The organism is Gardnerella vaginalis (assembly GCF_001546455.1).
In the GTDB taxonomy this organism is placed as follows: Bacteria; Actinomycetota; Actinomycetes; order Actinomycetales; family Bifidobacteriaceae; genus Bifidobacterium; species Bifidobacterium vaginale_B.
In genome coordinates, this window is record NZ_KQ956825.1 from 72,750 (window position 1) to 88,945 (window position 16,196).

General features: G+C 42.7%; 16 protein-coding genes, 1 tRNA gene and 1 riboswitch. Of the genes, 15 read left to right on the plus strand and 2 right to left on the minus strand.

Annotated features, from left to right (window positions below):
- The first annotated feature begins 1 nt into the window (after position 1).
- Positions 2–904 carry a S16 family serine protease gene (locus tag HMPREF3216_RS05570; RefSeq protein WP_060787378.1) on the plus strand — a complete coding sequence of 301 codons (903 nt, stop codon included), beginning with the start codon at positions 2–4 and terminating at the stop codon, positions 902–904.
- On the opposite strand, the gene HMPREF3216_RS05575 is transcribed toward HMPREF3216_RS05570, so the two are convergent.
- Positions 895–968, minus strand: a tRNA-Val gene (locus HMPREF3216_RS05575). The genes HMPREF3216_RS05570 and HMPREF3216_RS05575 overlap by 10 nt on opposite strands.
- A 164-nt stretch (positions 969–1,132) precedes the next feature.
- On the opposite strand from HMPREF3216_RS05575, the gene HMPREF3216_RS05580 reads away from it, so the two are divergent.
- The 6 genes from HMPREF3216_RS05580 (at position 1,133) to HMPREF3216_RS05605 (ending at position 7,434) form a co-directional block, all read left to right on the plus strand.
- Positions 1,133–2,533, plus strand: coding sequence for a DivIVA domain-containing protein (locus HMPREF3216_RS05580; protein WP_060787308.1), 1,401 nt, complete (start codon positions 1,133–1,135; stop codon positions 2,531–2,533).
- Between the two features lie 55 nt (positions 2,534–2,588).
- On the plus strand, positions 2,589–3,341 hold the full coding sequence (gene recO / locus HMPREF3216_RS05585; RefSeq protein ID WP_060787309.1) for a DNA repair protein RecO: 753 nt from the start codon (positions 2,589–2,591) through the stop codon (positions 3,339–3,341).
- A 90-nt stretch (positions 3,342–3,431) separates the two neighbouring features.
- Positions 3,432–3,533: riboswitch (TPP riboswitch) on the plus strand.
- 36 nt (positions 3,534–3,569) lie between these two features.
- A complete protein-coding gene (locus HMPREF3216_RS05590) occupies positions 3,570–4,190 on the plus strand; it encodes an ECF transporter S component (protein ID WP_060787310.1) in 621 nt (206 codons plus the stop codon).
- Between the two features lie 92 nt (positions 4,191–4,282).
- A complete protein-coding gene (locus HMPREF3216_RS05595; protein ID WP_016827343.1) occupies positions 4,283–5,206 on the plus strand; it encodes an ABC transporter substrate-binding protein in 924 nt (307 codons plus the stop codon).
- A 134-nt stretch (positions 5,207–5,340) separates the two neighbouring features.
- Positions 5,341–6,546, plus strand: a complete 1,206-nt coding sequence (locus HMPREF3216_RS05600; protein ID WP_060787311.1) for a phosphotransferase enzyme family protein — start codon at positions 5,341–5,343, stop codon at positions 6,544–6,546.
- Between the two features lie 93 nt (positions 6,547–6,639).
- Positions 6,640–7,434, plus strand: a complete 795-nt coding sequence (locus tag HMPREF3216_RS05605; protein WP_004112377.1) for an isoprenyl transferase — start codon at positions 6,640–6,642, stop codon at positions 7,432–7,434.
- A gap of 33 nt (positions 7,435–7,467) precedes the next feature.
- Here the strand turns inward: HMPREF3216_RS05605 and HMPREF3216_RS05610 are convergent, their stop codons facing one another.
- On the minus strand, positions 7,468–7,845 hold the full coding sequence (locus HMPREF3216_RS05610; RefSeq protein ID WP_060787312.1) for an MTH1187 family thiamine-binding protein: 378 nt from the start codon (positions 7,843–7,845) through the stop codon (positions 7,468–7,470).
- A 154-nt stretch (positions 7,846–7,999) separates the two neighbouring features.
- On the opposite strand from HMPREF3216_RS05610, the gene HMPREF3216_RS05615 reads away from it, so the two are divergent.
- From HMPREF3216_RS05615 to HMPREF3216_RS05650, 8 genes are all read left to right on the plus strand, one after another.
- A complete protein-coding gene (locus HMPREF3216_RS05615; RefSeq protein ID WP_060787313.1) occupies positions 8,000–9,520 on the plus strand; it encodes a glycine--tRNA ligase in 1,521 nt (506 codons plus the stop codon).
- Between the two features lie 111 nt (positions 9,521–9,631).
- Positions 9,632–10,786 (plus strand): tRNA dihydrouridine synthase DusB, encoded by a 1,155-nt coding sequence (gene dusB / locus HMPREF3216_RS05620; protein ID WP_060787314.1) that lies wholly within the window; start codon positions 9,632–9,634, stop codon positions 10,784–10,786.
- A 227-nt stretch (positions 10,787–11,013) separates the two neighbouring features.
- Positions 11,014–12,222 carry a cell division protein FtsZ gene (gene ftsZ, locus HMPREF3216_RS05625; RefSeq protein ID WP_060787315.1) on the plus strand — a complete coding sequence of 403 codons (1,209 nt, stop codon included), beginning with the start codon at positions 11,014–11,016 and terminating at the stop codon, positions 12,220–12,222.
- Positions 12,223–12,246: 24 nt separating this feature from the next.
- Entirely contained in the window at positions 12,247–12,711 is a 465-nt protein-coding gene (locus HMPREF3216_RS05630; protein ID WP_060787316.1) for a cell division protein SepF, read from the plus strand.
- Positions 12,712–12,897: 186 nt separating this feature from the next.
- Positions 12,898–13,191, plus strand: coding sequence for a YggT family protein (locus HMPREF3216_RS05635; RefSeq protein ID WP_060787317.1), 294 nt, complete (start codon positions 12,898–12,900; stop codon positions 13,189–13,191).
- A 173-nt stretch (positions 13,192–13,364) separates the two neighbouring features.
- Positions 13,365–14,678 carry a DivIVA domain-containing protein gene (locus HMPREF3216_RS05640; RefSeq protein ID WP_060787318.1) on the plus strand — a complete coding sequence of 438 codons (1,314 nt, stop codon included), beginning with the start codon at positions 13,365–13,367 and terminating at the stop codon, positions 14,676–14,678.
- Positions 14,679–14,726: 48 nt separating this feature from the next.
- Positions 14,727–15,221 carry a signal peptidase II gene (locus HMPREF3216_RS05645; RefSeq protein ID WP_060787319.1) on the plus strand — a complete coding sequence of 165 codons (495 nt, stop codon included), beginning with the start codon at positions 14,727–14,729 and terminating at the stop codon, positions 15,219–15,221.
- Entirely contained in the window at positions 15,214–16,152 is a 939-nt protein-coding gene (locus tag HMPREF3216_RS05650; RefSeq protein ID WP_060787320.1) for an RluA family pseudouridine synthase, read from the plus strand. Before HMPREF3216_RS05645 ends, HMPREF3216_RS05650 begins: the two co-directional genes overlap by 8 nt.
- The last annotated feature ends 44 nt before the right edge of the window (positions 16,153–16,196 follow it).

Genomic DNA, 16,196 nt, shown 5'->3' on the forward strand with positions numbered 1-16,196 from the left:
GATGCCTAATAAGATTATGTACGTGTTTAATAAAATCAATAAAAATATATTCTCTACTTTTAAAAATGTTGCTGGAAGTCTTATTGAATATTTCTCCGCTAAGTCGTTTAGATATTTTATTGGGCTATTTGTTGTAATTGTATCGATTATTACTCTGTTTCTTCCCAGTGCGTACGTTGTTGAAGAGCCAGGGCCAACTCAAGATGTTTTAGCAAAGTCATCTGGAAAATACGTTATTGATGTTAAAAATCACCATTATAAGCCTGGTTCAAAAAGTGGAAAGCTTCTTTTAGTCACAGTAAACACATCTGGAATACCAGGCTACGAGATACCAAATTTATATGCAATTGCTTCTTGGTTTGATTCTAAAAAACAAGTTTTACCTAGGGAAGTTCTTGTTCCTGTAAATCAAAATGCAAGCGATTATAAAAAAGAAATAACAATGCAAATGCGTTCTTCTCAATCGTCTGCTCAAGTATCTGCCTTAAAATATGCAAGCAGCAAGCTTGGTGTAGATGTTAAAAACGTAAAAATCAAGCTGCACATAGACGATATTGGCGGTCCTTCTGCAGGAATGATGTACGCTTTGGGCATTTTAAGCAAGATTACAAACAATGATTTGGCTGGCGGAAGAACAATAGCAGGTACTGGAACCATTGATAATTCTGGGAAAGTTGGCCCAATAGGCGGAATACGATTAAAGATGATATCTGCAAAAAGAGATGGGGCAAGCTGGTTTTTAGCACCAAACAGCAATTGCAATGAAGTTGTTGGAAATATTCCGCAAGGTCTAAAAGTTGTAAGCGTAAAAACGTTGGACGATGCGTACAAAGCGTTGGAAAAAATAAAATCTGGAAAGAATTTAGAATCTTTAAAAACTTGTAAAGCGGAAAGTGGGCGATGAGGGACTCGAACCCCCGACATCCACCGTGTAAAGGTGGCGCTCTAGCCAGCTGAGCTAATCGCCCGCTTGAAACAAGATACAGTATGGTGTGTACTAGAAAGTTGATTTACACTTTAGGCGTGTTTTGTGACTGTATTATCTAGTATGCTTGCGTGTCTTTGTGCTTATGCGTCTTAACAATCGCGTAGAGTGTATTGAATAAGAATCTGTTCAGGAGGTCTATTGTTTATGGCGAGTAAACCTGATACCGCGCGTAATTCTTCGGGTATTGAGCGTGTAGGTAAACGCAAGAAGGGTTACAGCGTAGAGCAAGTTAATGATTTTCTTGAGCGTGCTCATTCTTTGTATGAATCCAACGACATTAGTCTTACGCAAAAAGATATTCAAGATGTATCTTTCGATTTAGAAGATGAAGGATACGCTATTCCTCAGGTAGATGCTGCTCTTTCTAGATTAGAGCGTGCGGTTGTAGATAAGACTACACAATACGAGATTTCTAATCGCGGCAAGGTTGTTTGGAAGGCGCAGGCAGACGAAGAGTATCGCGTTTTGCTGTCTCATTCTAAGCGCGATTATAAAATGCGTTTTGATTGCGCTAAGTCGCGTAAGCCTTCTTACGATAAAAAACAAGTAGATAATGTTGTTGATAAGTCGCTAGATAAGATTGCTGTTCTTCTTGGATATAATCCAGTTTGGGGAAACAGCTTAAGCGACTTAGATAAAATTGACGCAATGTTTGTTTCTAATGTTCTGTTTACTCAGCGTTCTGGAAAACGTGGGTACGACGAGCGCCAGGTGGATTATTATCTAAATGCTTGCGTTCGCTTATTAAGCAGGCTTGAATCTTATGATCGAGTCTCTAAGTATTCAGATTTTGATTCCAGTGAATCTGTTGAATCCGGCAATTTTGGCGGTTCTGCTACAGTCAATAATGGTTTGCAAGAAAGCGCTGTTAATGCTGCGGCTCAAGCACCTGCTGAGCCTAAGGCTCCTGTGTTAATGCCTCCGTCCATTCCTGTTGAGCATCACAATGAGCCTGCGGCTAATGATTCTGTACCAAACGTTTACCCTAAGTCTTCTGAGCAAGATTTTGCAGATTCGCAGGATTATCAGGAATCTCCTCAAGATAAGCAGAGCGTTTTTGCGCACGTAGACAATAGCGTTAACGAAAATAACGATGATTACTTTAGCGATTTGCATCATGCAGATAAGGCGATTTTTACTCCTCATTCGGCTGGTGTAGAGCCAAGTGACGATACGGATGACGAAATGTCGCAAGCATCCACTGTTATGCCCCCAGCATTCCCTCCGTCTTATGCTCCTCAAGCTGCGAATTCAAATAATGATGCTGATTCGTCTAGCTACGATTCTTACAACCAGAGCAATAATGGCAATAATGGAAATGGCTCCAAAACTGTTGGAGATTTAAATCTTTCGCTTCTTGCTTCTCCTAAATTTGAGCCATCGCATAGTCTTAATTTAGATATTCCAGATCTTTCGTTCCCTGTTATGAATCATTTTGATGCTTCGATGGAAGATTCTTCTAGCGAAGAAAATAAGGATTCAGACGGTTTTGACGATACTGGCGAATCTAATTTTGGCGGATTTGTAAACCCTAATCATAATTAATTAGTTGTTTGCATTTTGCTTTAAGGATTATACAAGCTAAGAGTTATTGATTTTAATGCCGTTATATAACGATGAAGCTGTAGTTCTTAAGACTTTTCCTCTTGGGGAAGCAGATAGAGTTGTTGTTATGCTCACTAAAAAGCATGGCAAGGTTCGTGCTGTTGCAAAAGGTGTTAGGCGATTAAAATCTAGATTTGGCGGCCGCTTAGAGCCATTTATGCGCGTGAATGCTCTTTTTGCAACTGGCAAAACGTTTGATGTTATTTCTCAAGCGGTACTTGTTTCGGCTTATGCTGGGCGAATTTGCGCGGATTACAACTTGTACAGCAATGCAAACATGATTGTAGAAGTTGCAGACGATTTAGTTTCATCTTCTGGGCAGTATATGGATTCTTCTGCGCAATACAATCTTGTTGTAGCCGCGTTATCTGCTCTTTCTAGAAATTTGCACAGCGCTGACTCAATCGCATTTTCGTATGTTTTAAGGGCATTGCGGTTGGCTGGTTGGTCTCCAAGATTAAATGAATGTGTTATTTGTTCAACATGCAGTGATTTAAACTATTTTTCTGCATCTTCTGGCGGAGTTATGTGTTCTAAAGATCACGCATTAGAATCCATCAAATGTAATGATTTAGCGCGTTTTCAAATGGTTTCTTTGCTTAATGGCGATTGGCAAAAATTAGATGGAATAGATATTGACGATTTAACGTCTAAATGCATTGAACAATGGTGTGAGTATTGGCTAGAGAAGCCTATTAAATCCATGCGTTTAAGCGAAAAAAATTCTAATTCACTGTATTTTGATTAGCGTTTCTATTGACTATATTAATGAGCGTTTTTGTTAGTTTTATGTTTGAATCTTATAAAATTTGTCCTCGCCGTCTGATGCAATATGAATGATATCAGGCACGGGTGCTCTTTTAAAGAGCTGAGAAGATACTGTCTAACCGTTTAACGTGAATCGGGTAATGCCGACGTACGGAGTTTTCTGCAGGGTCGCCTTTGTTTGATTGGTTAAAGATGAAAGGAGACCCTAATGGGTGCATCTGTTGAAGAAGAAACCGTTCGTCCATCCTTGCGTTGGAACGTAGCCGATGTTACGCTCACGGTTGTTGTTGCTGTAGCTTCCGGTATTATCTTCTGGGGAATTGGTTTGATTAGCGAGCCTATTTCTGCTGCTCTTAAGCTTATCCCAGTTCCAGGCGTTAGCGCTTTGTACTACGGTTTGTTCTACTTTGCCGGTCCTTTGGCTGCTATTATGGTTCGCAAGCCAGGCGCTGCACTGTTTGGCGAGTTTATTGCTGCAATGGTTGAGTTAACCGTTGGAAGCCACTGGGGCGGTATTGGTACCGTTCTTCCTGGCTTTGTTCAGGGCTTGTTTGCTGAGTTTGCATTCTTGTTTGTTATGTATCGCAAGTGGAATGTTGGTTTGACTGCACTTTCTGGCGCATTAGCTGGTTTGGGTGGCATCGTAGCCGTTTATCCGTTCTACTATGCAGGTGTTCCAATCTTTGGCGCATTCATGATTATTCACACCATTTGCAGCATGATTTCTGGTGCTGTAATCGGTGGCGTAGTTATGTGGTACTTGTACAAGGGTATTGCAGCCACTGGCGCATTGAGCCGTTTTGCTTCTGGCAAAGAAGTACGCGCTTGATTTTTGCTGGTAAAATTTGATTTAGTGGGCGGGGCATTACCTCGCCCATTTTTGTAAAGTTTAAAATAAATCAATAAAACAAAGGAGTTAATATGCTAAGAGTGCGCCTCGAATACGTGCATCCATGGACGAATCACGCAGGTATGTATCTTGCAAGAAAGCGCGGATTGTATGCGCAATACGGATTAGATGTAGAGTTTACAAGCACAGATACAGAGCGCGGCGATGTTCCAGCATGCTTGGAGCGTGGAGAAGTAGATATAGCTCTTGTTCGATTAAATCAGCTTTTGGCTCATCAAAATGGTGCAAACAAGCTAACGTCATTTGCTGTAATGAATCAATCTCAAATTGGTGGAATCATAACAAACAAAAACACAGGAATCACGCGTTTTAAAGATCTAGAAGGAAAGCGCGTAGTTATTCCTATGGGAGTTAAGCGCTTATACACGGAGCTTCAGCAGGCAGTTGCGGCCGACGGCGGTGATTTTAGCAAGCTGATTACAATTGACCCAGGCCCATGGGAGCCAGATATTCGAGCTGTAGAGCGCGGAATGTGCGATGCGTTTATTAACGTAGCTTGGTGGGAGCCATACCAGGGATCTTTGCCATTTGACCAGGTTGTTGTTCTTCCGTTTGATTCGATTGGTGTGGCGCCGCATCATTCTTACTATGTTTGCGCTCGCCAAGAAATGATTGAGCGAAATCCGCAGCTAATACGCAATTTTGCAAGCGCTACCGTTAAGGGCTATGAGATGGCAGGAAAAGATCCTCAGGCTGGCGTTGACGCTTTGCAAAATGCGCTTTGCCACATTAGCCCAGAGGCTTTGCGCGCCTCGCTAGACGAAGTGATTCCATCTTGGTACGACAAGAACGGTCGCTGGGGTACAGCAGACATGGCATTGGTGGAAAATTACACTCGTTGGATGAGCGAAAATGGCCATTTGAGCGTGCCTCTTGATTGCGCTCTTAAGAGCCTAGAAAACGGATGCGTAACAAACGAGTATTTGCCAGAATAGTCGGATAGCATATGCTCGAATCGCAAGCGTAATAACAATTGCAAGCAAAAGCGCAATCGCGATTAAATATTGCAATTAAATATTGCAATTAAATATCGCAATTCAATGAACCTGTGGCAATAATTGGAGCAAATATGGAAAACGAAAGCAACGACCCTCAGCTAGATATTGTTGCTCAAAGATGGGCAAATGTTGATTTAGATGAAGCAAACACGGTTTGCTCGCTTTTAGAGGAGCCGTTAAAAGTAGATTGCATTCTAAGCCATAGTTTGCGTCCAATGGCCGCAGGTTCATTGGTTCGTGCACATTACAAAGATGATTCGTTAAAGGAATCACAAAGTTTAGACGTTTATATTAAAAGATGCAGCACAAAAGTGAGGCAAGCAAGCACAATTAGGCCGTATCATCGTTTTGCGGAACATCTTTTAAAAAACAAAATAAGCACACCAAAGTACTTGTATTTTAATAAAAATAGCGAGTCTTTAGTCTTAGAAAAAAATGTTCAAATAGAAGGAACTCTTCTTGTAATAGACGATTGCGCTTACGAAGTCACCTTAAAAGCTAGCGGAGAAGATCGCTACAAAGATGCATACACTTGGGATCCGCCTAAAACGTGCGAAGAAGCCAAAAATCTTGGAGTAGTGATGGCAAAAATCGCCTTAGCTTCGCAAGGTTTTGACGAGCCAAATCCTAAGGAATTTAACGCGTTTCAATCAAGATTTAGTCTTTGTGCAAGCGAAGACGTGCAAAAAGCTGCAGAAGTTTGGTTAAAAAATAGACCTGATTTAGCAAAATTCTTAAAAGAACAGAATCGCGATTTTATAAAAGATATAGGCGAATTTGCTCCAACATGTAGAAAAATCTACGATTTAGGCTACGCAAATCTAAAAAAGCAGTGGACTCATGGAGACCCGCATATATCTAATTTTATGTGGGAAGGTAGTGCTCCAAGCGCAGTGTTTGACCTTGCAATGGCCTATAAAAACACAGCAATCTACGATTTGGCAATGACTTTAGAACGCAACACAATTCAATGGGTAGATATTGCAAACGGCAAAGAAGATTCGTATAGAACAGACTTAGTAGAAGCAATTTTGCAAGGATATTCCAGTGTTCGAGCACTAACAGATGTTGAAAAAGAATTGCTGCCACTTGTTCTTAGCGTAAGTCAAATCGAGCAATGCGTAGAATTTGTAGACTATTACTTAAAGTCAAATGGGTCTTACGATTTTAAGATTTGGGGCTACGATACTGGCTTCTTGGAGCATGCTAGATGGTATAAATCTTGCTTTGGAGAAAGATATTTGAATTATCTAACAGAAGTTTTGCAAAAAATATAACGGATTTTTTTTTGGTGTGCTTTTAGTGTGCCTTTTGGTGTGCTTTGCAAAACGCTTTAGCTATTCGTTCAATGGGGTTGTTAGATTTTAAATATGAGTTTTGAAAACGTTGATTACACGTCGTTAAATATTCCAGCGGCTCCATTTAGTGATCCTAGCCGCGTTCCAGATTTTCCTAAAGGCAAAGTTCCTCGCCATGTAGGTGTGATTATGGACGGCAATGGCAGATGGGCTAAAGAGCGCGGAATGATTCGCACAGAAGGGCATAAAGCGGCGGAACCAGTGGTTTTCGACACTATTGCGGGCGCTATAGAAGCAGGGGTTCGTTACTTAAGCTTGTACACGTTTTCTACCGAAAATTGGAAGAGATCTCCTCAAGAAGTGCATTTTTTGATGGGATTTTCTAGAGATATTATTCACCGCCGAGTTGCACAGATGAACGAGTGGGGAGTGCGCGTGCGCTGGGCTGGAAGACGACCAAAATTGTGGAAGTCTGTTATTGATGAGTTGGAAAAAGCTCAAGAGATTACAAAAAATAATACTACTATTGACGTTGTTTTTTGCTTAAACTACGGTGGTCGCGCGGAAATCGCAGACGCTTGCGCGGCAATTGCTAGGGAAGTTAAAAGTGGCAAAATTAAGGGCGATCGTATAAGCGAAAAAATGATTGCAGAACACTTATACAATCCAGATATTCCAGATTGCGATCTTGTTATTCGCACTTCGGGAGAGCAGCGAACAAGCAACTTTTTGCCTTGGCAGGCGTCTTATGCGGAGCTTGATTTTGTGCCAGAACTCTTCCCAGATTATGGCCGCGAAGCGCTTTGGAGGTCTATTGACCGTTATGCGCATCGCGACCGAAGGTTTGGTGGCGTAAAAAACGCTTAAAATGCTTAAACGCTTAATTGTGCTTAACCGCGATTAATCGTTGTTGCTTTCGCGTTCTTCAAGAATCTTGTCTACAAGAGCGGCTTTTGCTTCCATTTGCCCGCTAAAACCAGGGCGAATATCTAACTTTAAGATAACACCTGTGCGATAGCCTTTTTCAACAAGAACCATAGTTGCGTCTTTTACAACTTGCATAACGTCGTCAAATTCGCCTTCAATGTTTGTAAACATTGAGTTTGTTTCGTTTTTTAATCCAGAATCACGAATCACTTTAACGCAGTCTGCCACGTATTCGCTAAGTTCTTCGCCAACTCCGCTAGGAGAAATGCATAATGCTGCAACAGTATTAGTTTTGTGGCCATTCTTATTATCTTCTTTAATGCCTTTATTGCTAACCGCGTTTTCGCTCATCTTCAATCCTTTCTAAGTGCAAATGTGTGCGCAAAACTATGCTTATACATTATTCTATTCGTTTAGCTTATATTTATTTTTATCAGCGTCACAGGGTTTTTCTATAATTAACACCGTTTCACCCGAATTTTCTAGATTTACGAAAAGGTGCATTGTGGCTGTTTCAAAGCTTGATGAAGTGGTGTCCTTAGCTAAGCGCCGAGGATTTGTGTTTCCAGCTGGCGAGATTTATGGCGGAACCCGCTCCGCGTGGGATTATGGCCCTTTGGGCGTGGCTTTAAAAGATAATATCAAGCGCGAATGGTGGCGTTATATGGTCACTACTCGTGGCGATGTTGTTGGAGTAGATACCTCCGTTATTTTGCCTTCTCAAGTTTGGGTTGCTTCTGGTCACGTTTCTGTGTTTAACGACCCTCTTATTGAATGCTTAAATTGCCATAAGCGCCATCGTGCAGACAAGCTTGAAGAGTCTTATGCCGAAAAGCATGGCGATAAAATGCCAGAGAATGGCTTAAAAGACATTGCTTGCCCAGATTGCGGAACTCGCGGAAACTGGACGGAGCCTCGCGACTTTAACATGATGCTTCGCACTCATTTGGGCCCTGTAGAAGACGAAAACAGCTTGCACTATTTGCGTCCAGAAACAGCCCAGGGTATTTTTGTTGACTTTAAGAACGTTATGACTTCTACTCGTCAAAAGCCACCATTTGGTATTGCGAATATTGGTAAGTCTTTCCGTAATGAGATTACGCCTGGAAACTTTATATTCCGTACTCGCGAGTTTGAGCAGATGGAAATGGAGTTCTTTGTAGAGCCTGGAACAGACGAAGCTTGGCATCAGTATTGGATTGACACTCGCGTAAATTGGTACGTTGATTTGGGTGTAAAGCCAGAAAACTTGCGTATGTACGAGCATCCTAAAGAGAAGCTAAGCCATTATTCCAAGCGTACGGTAGACATTGAATACAAGTTTGGATTCCAAGGGTCTGACTGGGGAGAGCTTGAAGGCATTGCAAACCGTACCGACTACGATTTGTCTGCTCACGCTAAGCATTCTGGCGAGGATTTGAGCTACTTTAACCAGGCAACGGGCGAAAAGTACGTTCCTTACGTTATTGAGCCGGCTGCTGGCCTTACCCGTTCGCTTATGGCCTTCCTTGTAGACGCTTACGACGTTGATGAGGCTCCAAACACTAAGGGTGGCGTAGATAAGCGCACGGTTCTTAGACTTGACCCTCGTTTGGCTCCTGTTAAGGCTGCTGTTTTGCCATTGAGCAAGAAGCCAGAATTGCAATCGGTTGCTCAAGATTTGGCTGCGGATCTTCGCCAGCATGATTGGGTTATTGATTACGATGAGGCTGGTGCTATTGGCCGCCGTTATCGCCGCGAAGACGAGATTGGCACTCCTTTGTGCATAACAGTTGACTTCGATACTTTGGAAGACAACGCTGTTACAATTCGTGAGCGAGACACAATGCAGCAAGAGCGCGTTTCTTTGGATAAGGTTGCGGATTACGTAGCTAGCCGCATTAACGAAAAGCGCGTTAAGTACCCACAAGGCCCAGTAGAGATTGTTGGTACGCGTGCTGCCGACGGCGGTGTGGATGTTTCTAAGGAAGCTGGTGTAGACGAGTCGCAGCCTGTTAAGATTGCTCAGGCTGGAGGCTTGTACTAATACGCGCCTAGTAAAAATCGATAAGTCGCTAGTTAAATTGCTAGCTAAATGCTAACAAAATAACTATCAAAATAACTAGCAAAATATTAAAGTGAATGGAGTTAAAGCAATATGGATTTTTCTATTAAACCAGTGGATTTAGGGAAAATTCATATTGCAACTCCTGTTGTTTTATCTCCAATGGCCGGTATTACTAATTGGCCATTTAGAGTTCTTTGCCGAGAATACGGGCCAGATGGCTTGTATGTTGCAGAAATGATTACTGCGCGCGCGTTAGTCGCAAGAAATCCTAAGGCGCTTAGACTTTGCCGTTTTGCTCCTAGCGAAAAAGTGCGCTCTTTGCAACTTTATGGAGTAGATCCTTTAATTGTGGAGCAGGCTGCTCGAATTGTTGTTGATGAGAATATGGCGGATCACGTTGACTTAAACTTTGGCTGCCCAGTTCCTAAAGTTACAAGGCGCGGCGGCGGTTCGGCTCTTCCTTGGAAAACAGATTTGCTTCAAGAGATTTTGCATCGTGTTGTAAGCGTGTGTAATCCAGCAGGAATCCCGGTTACTGCTAAGTTCCGTGTTGGAATTGACGAAGATCACCAGACTTTTATGCAAGCTGGCCATATTGCGCAAGAAGAGGGTTGTGCTGCCGTTACTTTGCACGCTCGCACGACTGCAGAATATTACGGAGGTCATTCCGATTGGAGCCGCATTGGCGAGCTTGTAGAGGCCTTGAATATTCCTGTTTTTGGTAATGGCGATATTTGGGGAGCGCAAGATGCTCTTGCAATGTTTAAAGAAACAGGATGCGCGGGAGTTGCCATTGGCCGCGGCTGCCAGGGGCGTCCTTGGATTTTTGCCGATATTCGCTCTGCTTGCAATGGTAGCAATAATCGCGTTAATCCAAGTCTTGGGCAAGTTGGCAAGGTGATTTTAAGGCATTTGAATCTTCTTGTTGACTTTTATGACGGCGACGAGCGAATGGCTGTTCATGACTTGCGAAAGCATGTTGCGTGGTATTTAAAGGGGTTCCCAGTTGGCGGCGGAACTCGCAAAAGCTTTATGGAATGCGAGTCCATTGAAGATGTTCAGCGCAATATTGATGCGTTAGATTCCTCGCTTAAGCTCCCTGAGCAGGTTTTAGACACGCCGCGTGGCCGAGTTCGTTTTGCAAAAAAAGTTCATTTGCCATATGGCTGGTTAGATTCAAGAATTACCACCAGCGAGGAGCGCAAAGAGCTTTTTGGCAATGACCCAATGGATGCCAGCTACTAGAGTTTTCTAATGTTTTCTAGGGCTTAGAGGCTGTTAAAAATGGCCTTTAAACTATTGCTTAATGTTCCAAACTTTTGTTGATAAAACGCTTTAAATATTTGCGTATAGCACGGTGTATTATCGAATCGGTGACATTTTTTAAGTTTTTATTTGTAAAACGTCGCCATTATCGAGCGTTTTGCGCTAAAGTATTGCGTAAACGTGCGTGTGAGTGACAGGAGACAACGGTGAGCGAGATTGCCCAGACTGACAATTTCAACGACAAAACCATAATCAAGGTAGTCGGCGTCGGTGGAGCCGGTGGTAACGCCGTCAACCGAATGATCACCGAGGGTTTGCAGAACGTAGAATTCGTAGCAATCAACACTGATGCTAAGGATTTGTTGCGTTCCGACGCTGATGTAAAGATTTCATTATCTGATGCTTCAAGTCGTGGTCTCGGTGCTGGTGCTGATCCAGAAAAGGGCGCTAAGGCGGCACAAGACCATCAATCCGACATTGAAGAAGCATTAAAGGGCGCCGATATGGTGTTCGTAACTTGCGGCGAGGGCGGCGGAACTGGTACAGGTGCAAGCCCTATTGTTGCGCGAGCTGCACACCAGCAGGGTGCTTTAACAATCGCAGTGGTTACAAGGCCATTTGGCTTTGAAGGCCCTCAGCGTGCTGCTTCAGCGAAACTTGGTATTGAAAATCTTCGTAAAGAAGTCGATGCTTTGATTGTTATTCCAAACGATCGTTTGTTGGAAATTTCAGATCGAACCATCGGAATTATTGAGGCTTTTAAGACTGCAGATACAGCTTTGCTTGCAGGTGTTCAAGGTATTACAGATTTAATCACTATGAATTCTTATATTCATGTTGATTTCTCTGATGTTACCGCCGTTTTGCGCGGTGCAGGTACTGCCCTGTTTGGAATTGGCGCTGCAAAGGGAGAAGACAGAGCTACTCAGGCTGCCGAAATTGCTATTAGCTCCCCATTGCTTGAAGAAAGCATTGAAGGCGCTCATGGTGCTTTGATTAACATTGCAGGTCCAAGTGATTTAAAGCTGCAAGAAGCAAGCGCAGCAACCGAGCTTGTTCGCAAGGCAATTCATCCAGAAGCCCAGATTATTTGGGGTCTTTCTTTGGACGATTCTTACGGAGACGAAGTTCGCGTTACAGTTATTGCAGCTGGCTTTGATTCCCACCCTAAGGTGGAAGACGATAAAGCAGGTGCTTTTGTAGACATGCAAGCTGGCGTTGAATCTGTTGCACCAGCTCAGTCAACAACTCCAGCTGTTCGCGATGTAAAGCCTGTTGTTGCTGAAGAATCTTCGGAACCTGTTTCTTCTATGTTTGATTCTGTTGATTCAAGCCAGCAGTATCAATCGTCGGCTTCTAAAGATAAGCCACAAGATGAACCAGACGAATTGGATATTCCTGATTTTCTACGTTAAGCATAGCGATAGGAGGGCAGCTTAATGGCTGGCTTTATGAAGAATATGATGTCTTACGTAGGCATGAGTGATGTTCAAGACGACGATGATTTCGTTGATTCTCAAGCGCAGGAAACTTCGTTTGACAACGATCACAACGTTGCTCCTATGAATCTGCATAATTCAGAATCGCAGTCGGGTAATGGATCTGTTTCTCGCGCTGGAGTAGGCCGCATGAGTCGCATTACAACGATTCATCCAAAGTCTTATGACGATGCTCAATTAGTTGGCCGTGCCTTAAGGGACGGAACTCCAGTTGTTTTGAATCTTACTGGCGTTAGTGAGTCTGTTGCGTATCGCATAGTTGACTTCTCTGCTGGAGTTGTGTTTGGTGTTCGTGGATCTATTGAGCGAGTAACGCCAAGAGTGTTTCTTTTAAGCCCTTCGCAGGTAAACATAAAAGTTGAAGACGCTCCTAATGGCGGTTCTGCTCGCGATTTGTTCTCGTAATTACACACGCAGAATGAATGGCGGTTTACAGCATTCATTGTTAGACGTAACTTGAGTTTAAGGCAGAGTCTCTTTGAGATTTCTGCCTTAAATTATCTATAACAAAATCTGATTAAGTTTTACTTGTGATTGCTTACTTGTGATTGATTGCAGAAGTTTATTTGGTTTATCTATGGAAGTGAATTTATGATTTTTAATATCTTAATGTTAGTTGTTAATCTTTTTTTAAGCGCATACTTAACAGTGCTGTTTATTAGAGCGATTTTAGACTGGATTCCAATCGTATTCCATTCTTTTAGGCCAAATGAAGTTATTAGAAAATTTGCCCAAATCATATATTACTTAACGGAACCGCTTTTGCGATTTGCACGCAGATTTATACCTCCTGTAAGGCTAGGAAACATAAGTTTAGACGTGAGTTTTATGGCGGTTTACTTTTTGATAATTGTTTTACAGGTCGTTTTAAGCGTTCTTTATTAGTGCTTATTAATGTTGTTTTTTTAATGAAGCGGCATGATAGTTTTTAATTTAGAAAAATATTGGCAGATTTCGTAAAAAATAATCATTTTTTGCTCTATTTTTTCTATGGACGTGATAGCATCGAAGAGATATATCAAAAGGGCTGCGCGCCCAAAAGTGAGGTGTAATGCATTATGGCTCTGTTAACGCCTAAAGACATTCGCGAGCATACCTTCCAAATCGTTAGATTTAAGGGTGGTTATGACGTTGACGAAGTTGATGACTTTTTAGATCAGGTTACAGAAACAATCGAGGCGCTTGGTCAGCAGGCCGTGCAAGGTCTTGGAGCTTCCACGCAGTCTCTTGGCGCCGATGTTGCTAGCTTAAATAATAAGATTGCGGACTTAACAAATCAGGTTGAATCCTTAACTAAGGAGAATAATGATTTAAAGACTGCATCTAGCAACGCAAGCAAGAGTGACAACGATCTTGCTGCAAAGCTTAAGGAAGCGGAAGAAAATAACCGCGCATTGAGCGAGCAAAATCAGCAGCTTAAGGAGCAGTTGGATGGGTTGGGTGCTCAGGTTGATCAGCTTACTGCTCAGGCCGCAACTGCAGATAGCGCTAAGGCTGATGCAGACAAGAAGATTCAAGAAGAGCTTGAAAACGTTACGCGCGAACGCGACGACTTCCGTGCAAGCAGTGAAAACTTGGGTCGTGAGCTAGAAGAGGTTCGCCAGCAGCTTGTTGTAACGCAGCAAGAAAACGCTAAGGTTCAAGATCTTAGCAAGCAGCTTGAAGAATCGCATCAGCGAGAAGAACAGCTTCGCGAGCAAGTTTCTAAGATGGAACCAAGCACAGAAACTGGTAGCTTGCAGAAGATTGCAGGTGCTGGTGCAGAAGCTCAAGGCTCGGAGCCAGAACGCGCTACTGCTATGTTGACTCTTGCAATGCAGCTGCACGATCAGTACGTAGACAAGGGCAAGGCAAAGGCTCAGCAGATTGTTGAAGAAAGCCAGACCCGTTATAACGAGATAATTGCCAAGGCAGATGAATACTCTGAGCGTACTCACGGCGAAGCCGATGAGTACAATAAGCAGACTCGCGGGGATGCCGATGATTATTCGGTTCGTACTCGTAGCGATGCCGATGCTTACGCAGCTCGCGCTCACAACGAGGCAGATGCCTACTCTGGCAAGGTTCGTCAGGCTGCAGACGATTACTCTAAGCAGACTCACGATCAAGCTGATCAGTACGAAGCAGAAGTTCAGCATAGGGCTGCGGATTACGATTCCACTACTCGCACGTCTGCAGATGCATATGCTCGTCAGGTACGTGAAAATCTCGAAAAGCAAACTAAGGTTATTGAAGGTAACATTCAAAGCCTTAAGCAGTTTGAAACCGAGTATCGTACTCGCTTGACCGACTTCTTGGGTCAGCTTGTTGCTCAAGTTTCCGACGAGAACACGTATACATCTATGGAAAATCAAGATAAGCAGGATGAGTAGTATCTACTAAATCCCGTTAGATTGGAAAATACATTGACGCATAGTTATGTGCGTGTAGAACGGCTGCGTAATCGCGCAGCCGTTTTTGCACTGATTGCTTTTATTGGCGTGGTTCTAGACCGCATAACCAAAGTTTGGGCATTAGAGGCGCTTAGCGGTGGAAAAAACATTGATATTCTTCCACACTTGCTCTCTTTTACTCTTGTTAGAAATCCTGGAGCATCTTTTGGCTTAGGTTCTTCTTTTACATGGGTTATTAGCGTATTGGCTTGTGCTGCTTGTGGTGCAATGACAGCGGTTATTAAGCATACAAAATCCTTGTATTGGACTATTGCGCTTGCTTTGGCTTTTGCTGGAGCCTTTGGAAATCTTATTGATAGAGCGCAATATGCTCAAGGCTTTTTAAACGGAAAAGTCGTAGATTTTATAAACTATGGCTGGTCCGTTGGAAATGTTGCAGATATTGAGCTTATGTTTGCAGGAATCGCAGTTATATGCCTTATTTTGATTGGGATTCCTCTTATAGAGCGCGCTGATGAGTGATATTCGCTTTACGGTTACGAGTCAATTTGCTGGCTGCAGATTTGACGTATGCTTGTCGAAGCTTGCTGGCGTATCGCGTGCAAACGCAATATCGCTAATAGAGCGCGGCAAAGCAAAAATCTTAAATAGAAAGTCGCAAAAATCATCTATTTTGCAAGAATCAGATGTGATTGTTGTAAACAAAAATGAAGATTCTACTTGCGATTCTTCCAGTAATTCTCAAAGCCAGCCTTCTATATGCGATTTAGAAATCGTATATAACGATGACGATGTTGTAGTAATAAACAAGCCTGTTTCTGTGGCGTCTCACGCAGCAAAAGGGTGGAGTGGGCCTACGGTTCCAGAAAGCCTAGAAGCCGCTGGCATTAAAATAAACACAACGCTTTGCGACGAATCTCGAAAGGGAATTGTAAGCAGATTAGATGTTGGAACAAGTGGCCTTATGCTTGTTTGCAAAACGGACTTAGCGTACGAAAAGATGAAGCAACAGTTTGCAAGTCATAGTGTTAAAAAAACTTATACGGCATTAGTGCAAGGAAATTTGCAGCAGAACAAGGCCACTATTGATGCTCCAATTGGAAGGTCAAAAGTATCTGATTTTAGATTTACAGTAGCAAAAGATGGCAAGCCAGCTATAACGCATTGGGATGTTTTAGAGCGCTTTGGAATAGCAACTTTAGTTAGCGTAAATCTAGAAACAGGTAGAACTCACCAAATACGAGTGCATTTTTCTTCGATTGGTCACCCGTTAGTGGCGGATCAAATGTATGGAGCAAATCCAAAACTCGCAGAAAAACTGGGATTACAACGCCAATGGCTTCATTCAACTAAGCTAGAATTTACGCATCCTAGAACGGGAAAACTGATTAAAGTTGAATCGCAGTATCCGCCAGATTTGCAACACGCTTTGCAGGCCGTGCGGCAATTATAAAAGTAGGCGTATTTAGCAAAACAGGTCATATTGCATCTATAAAA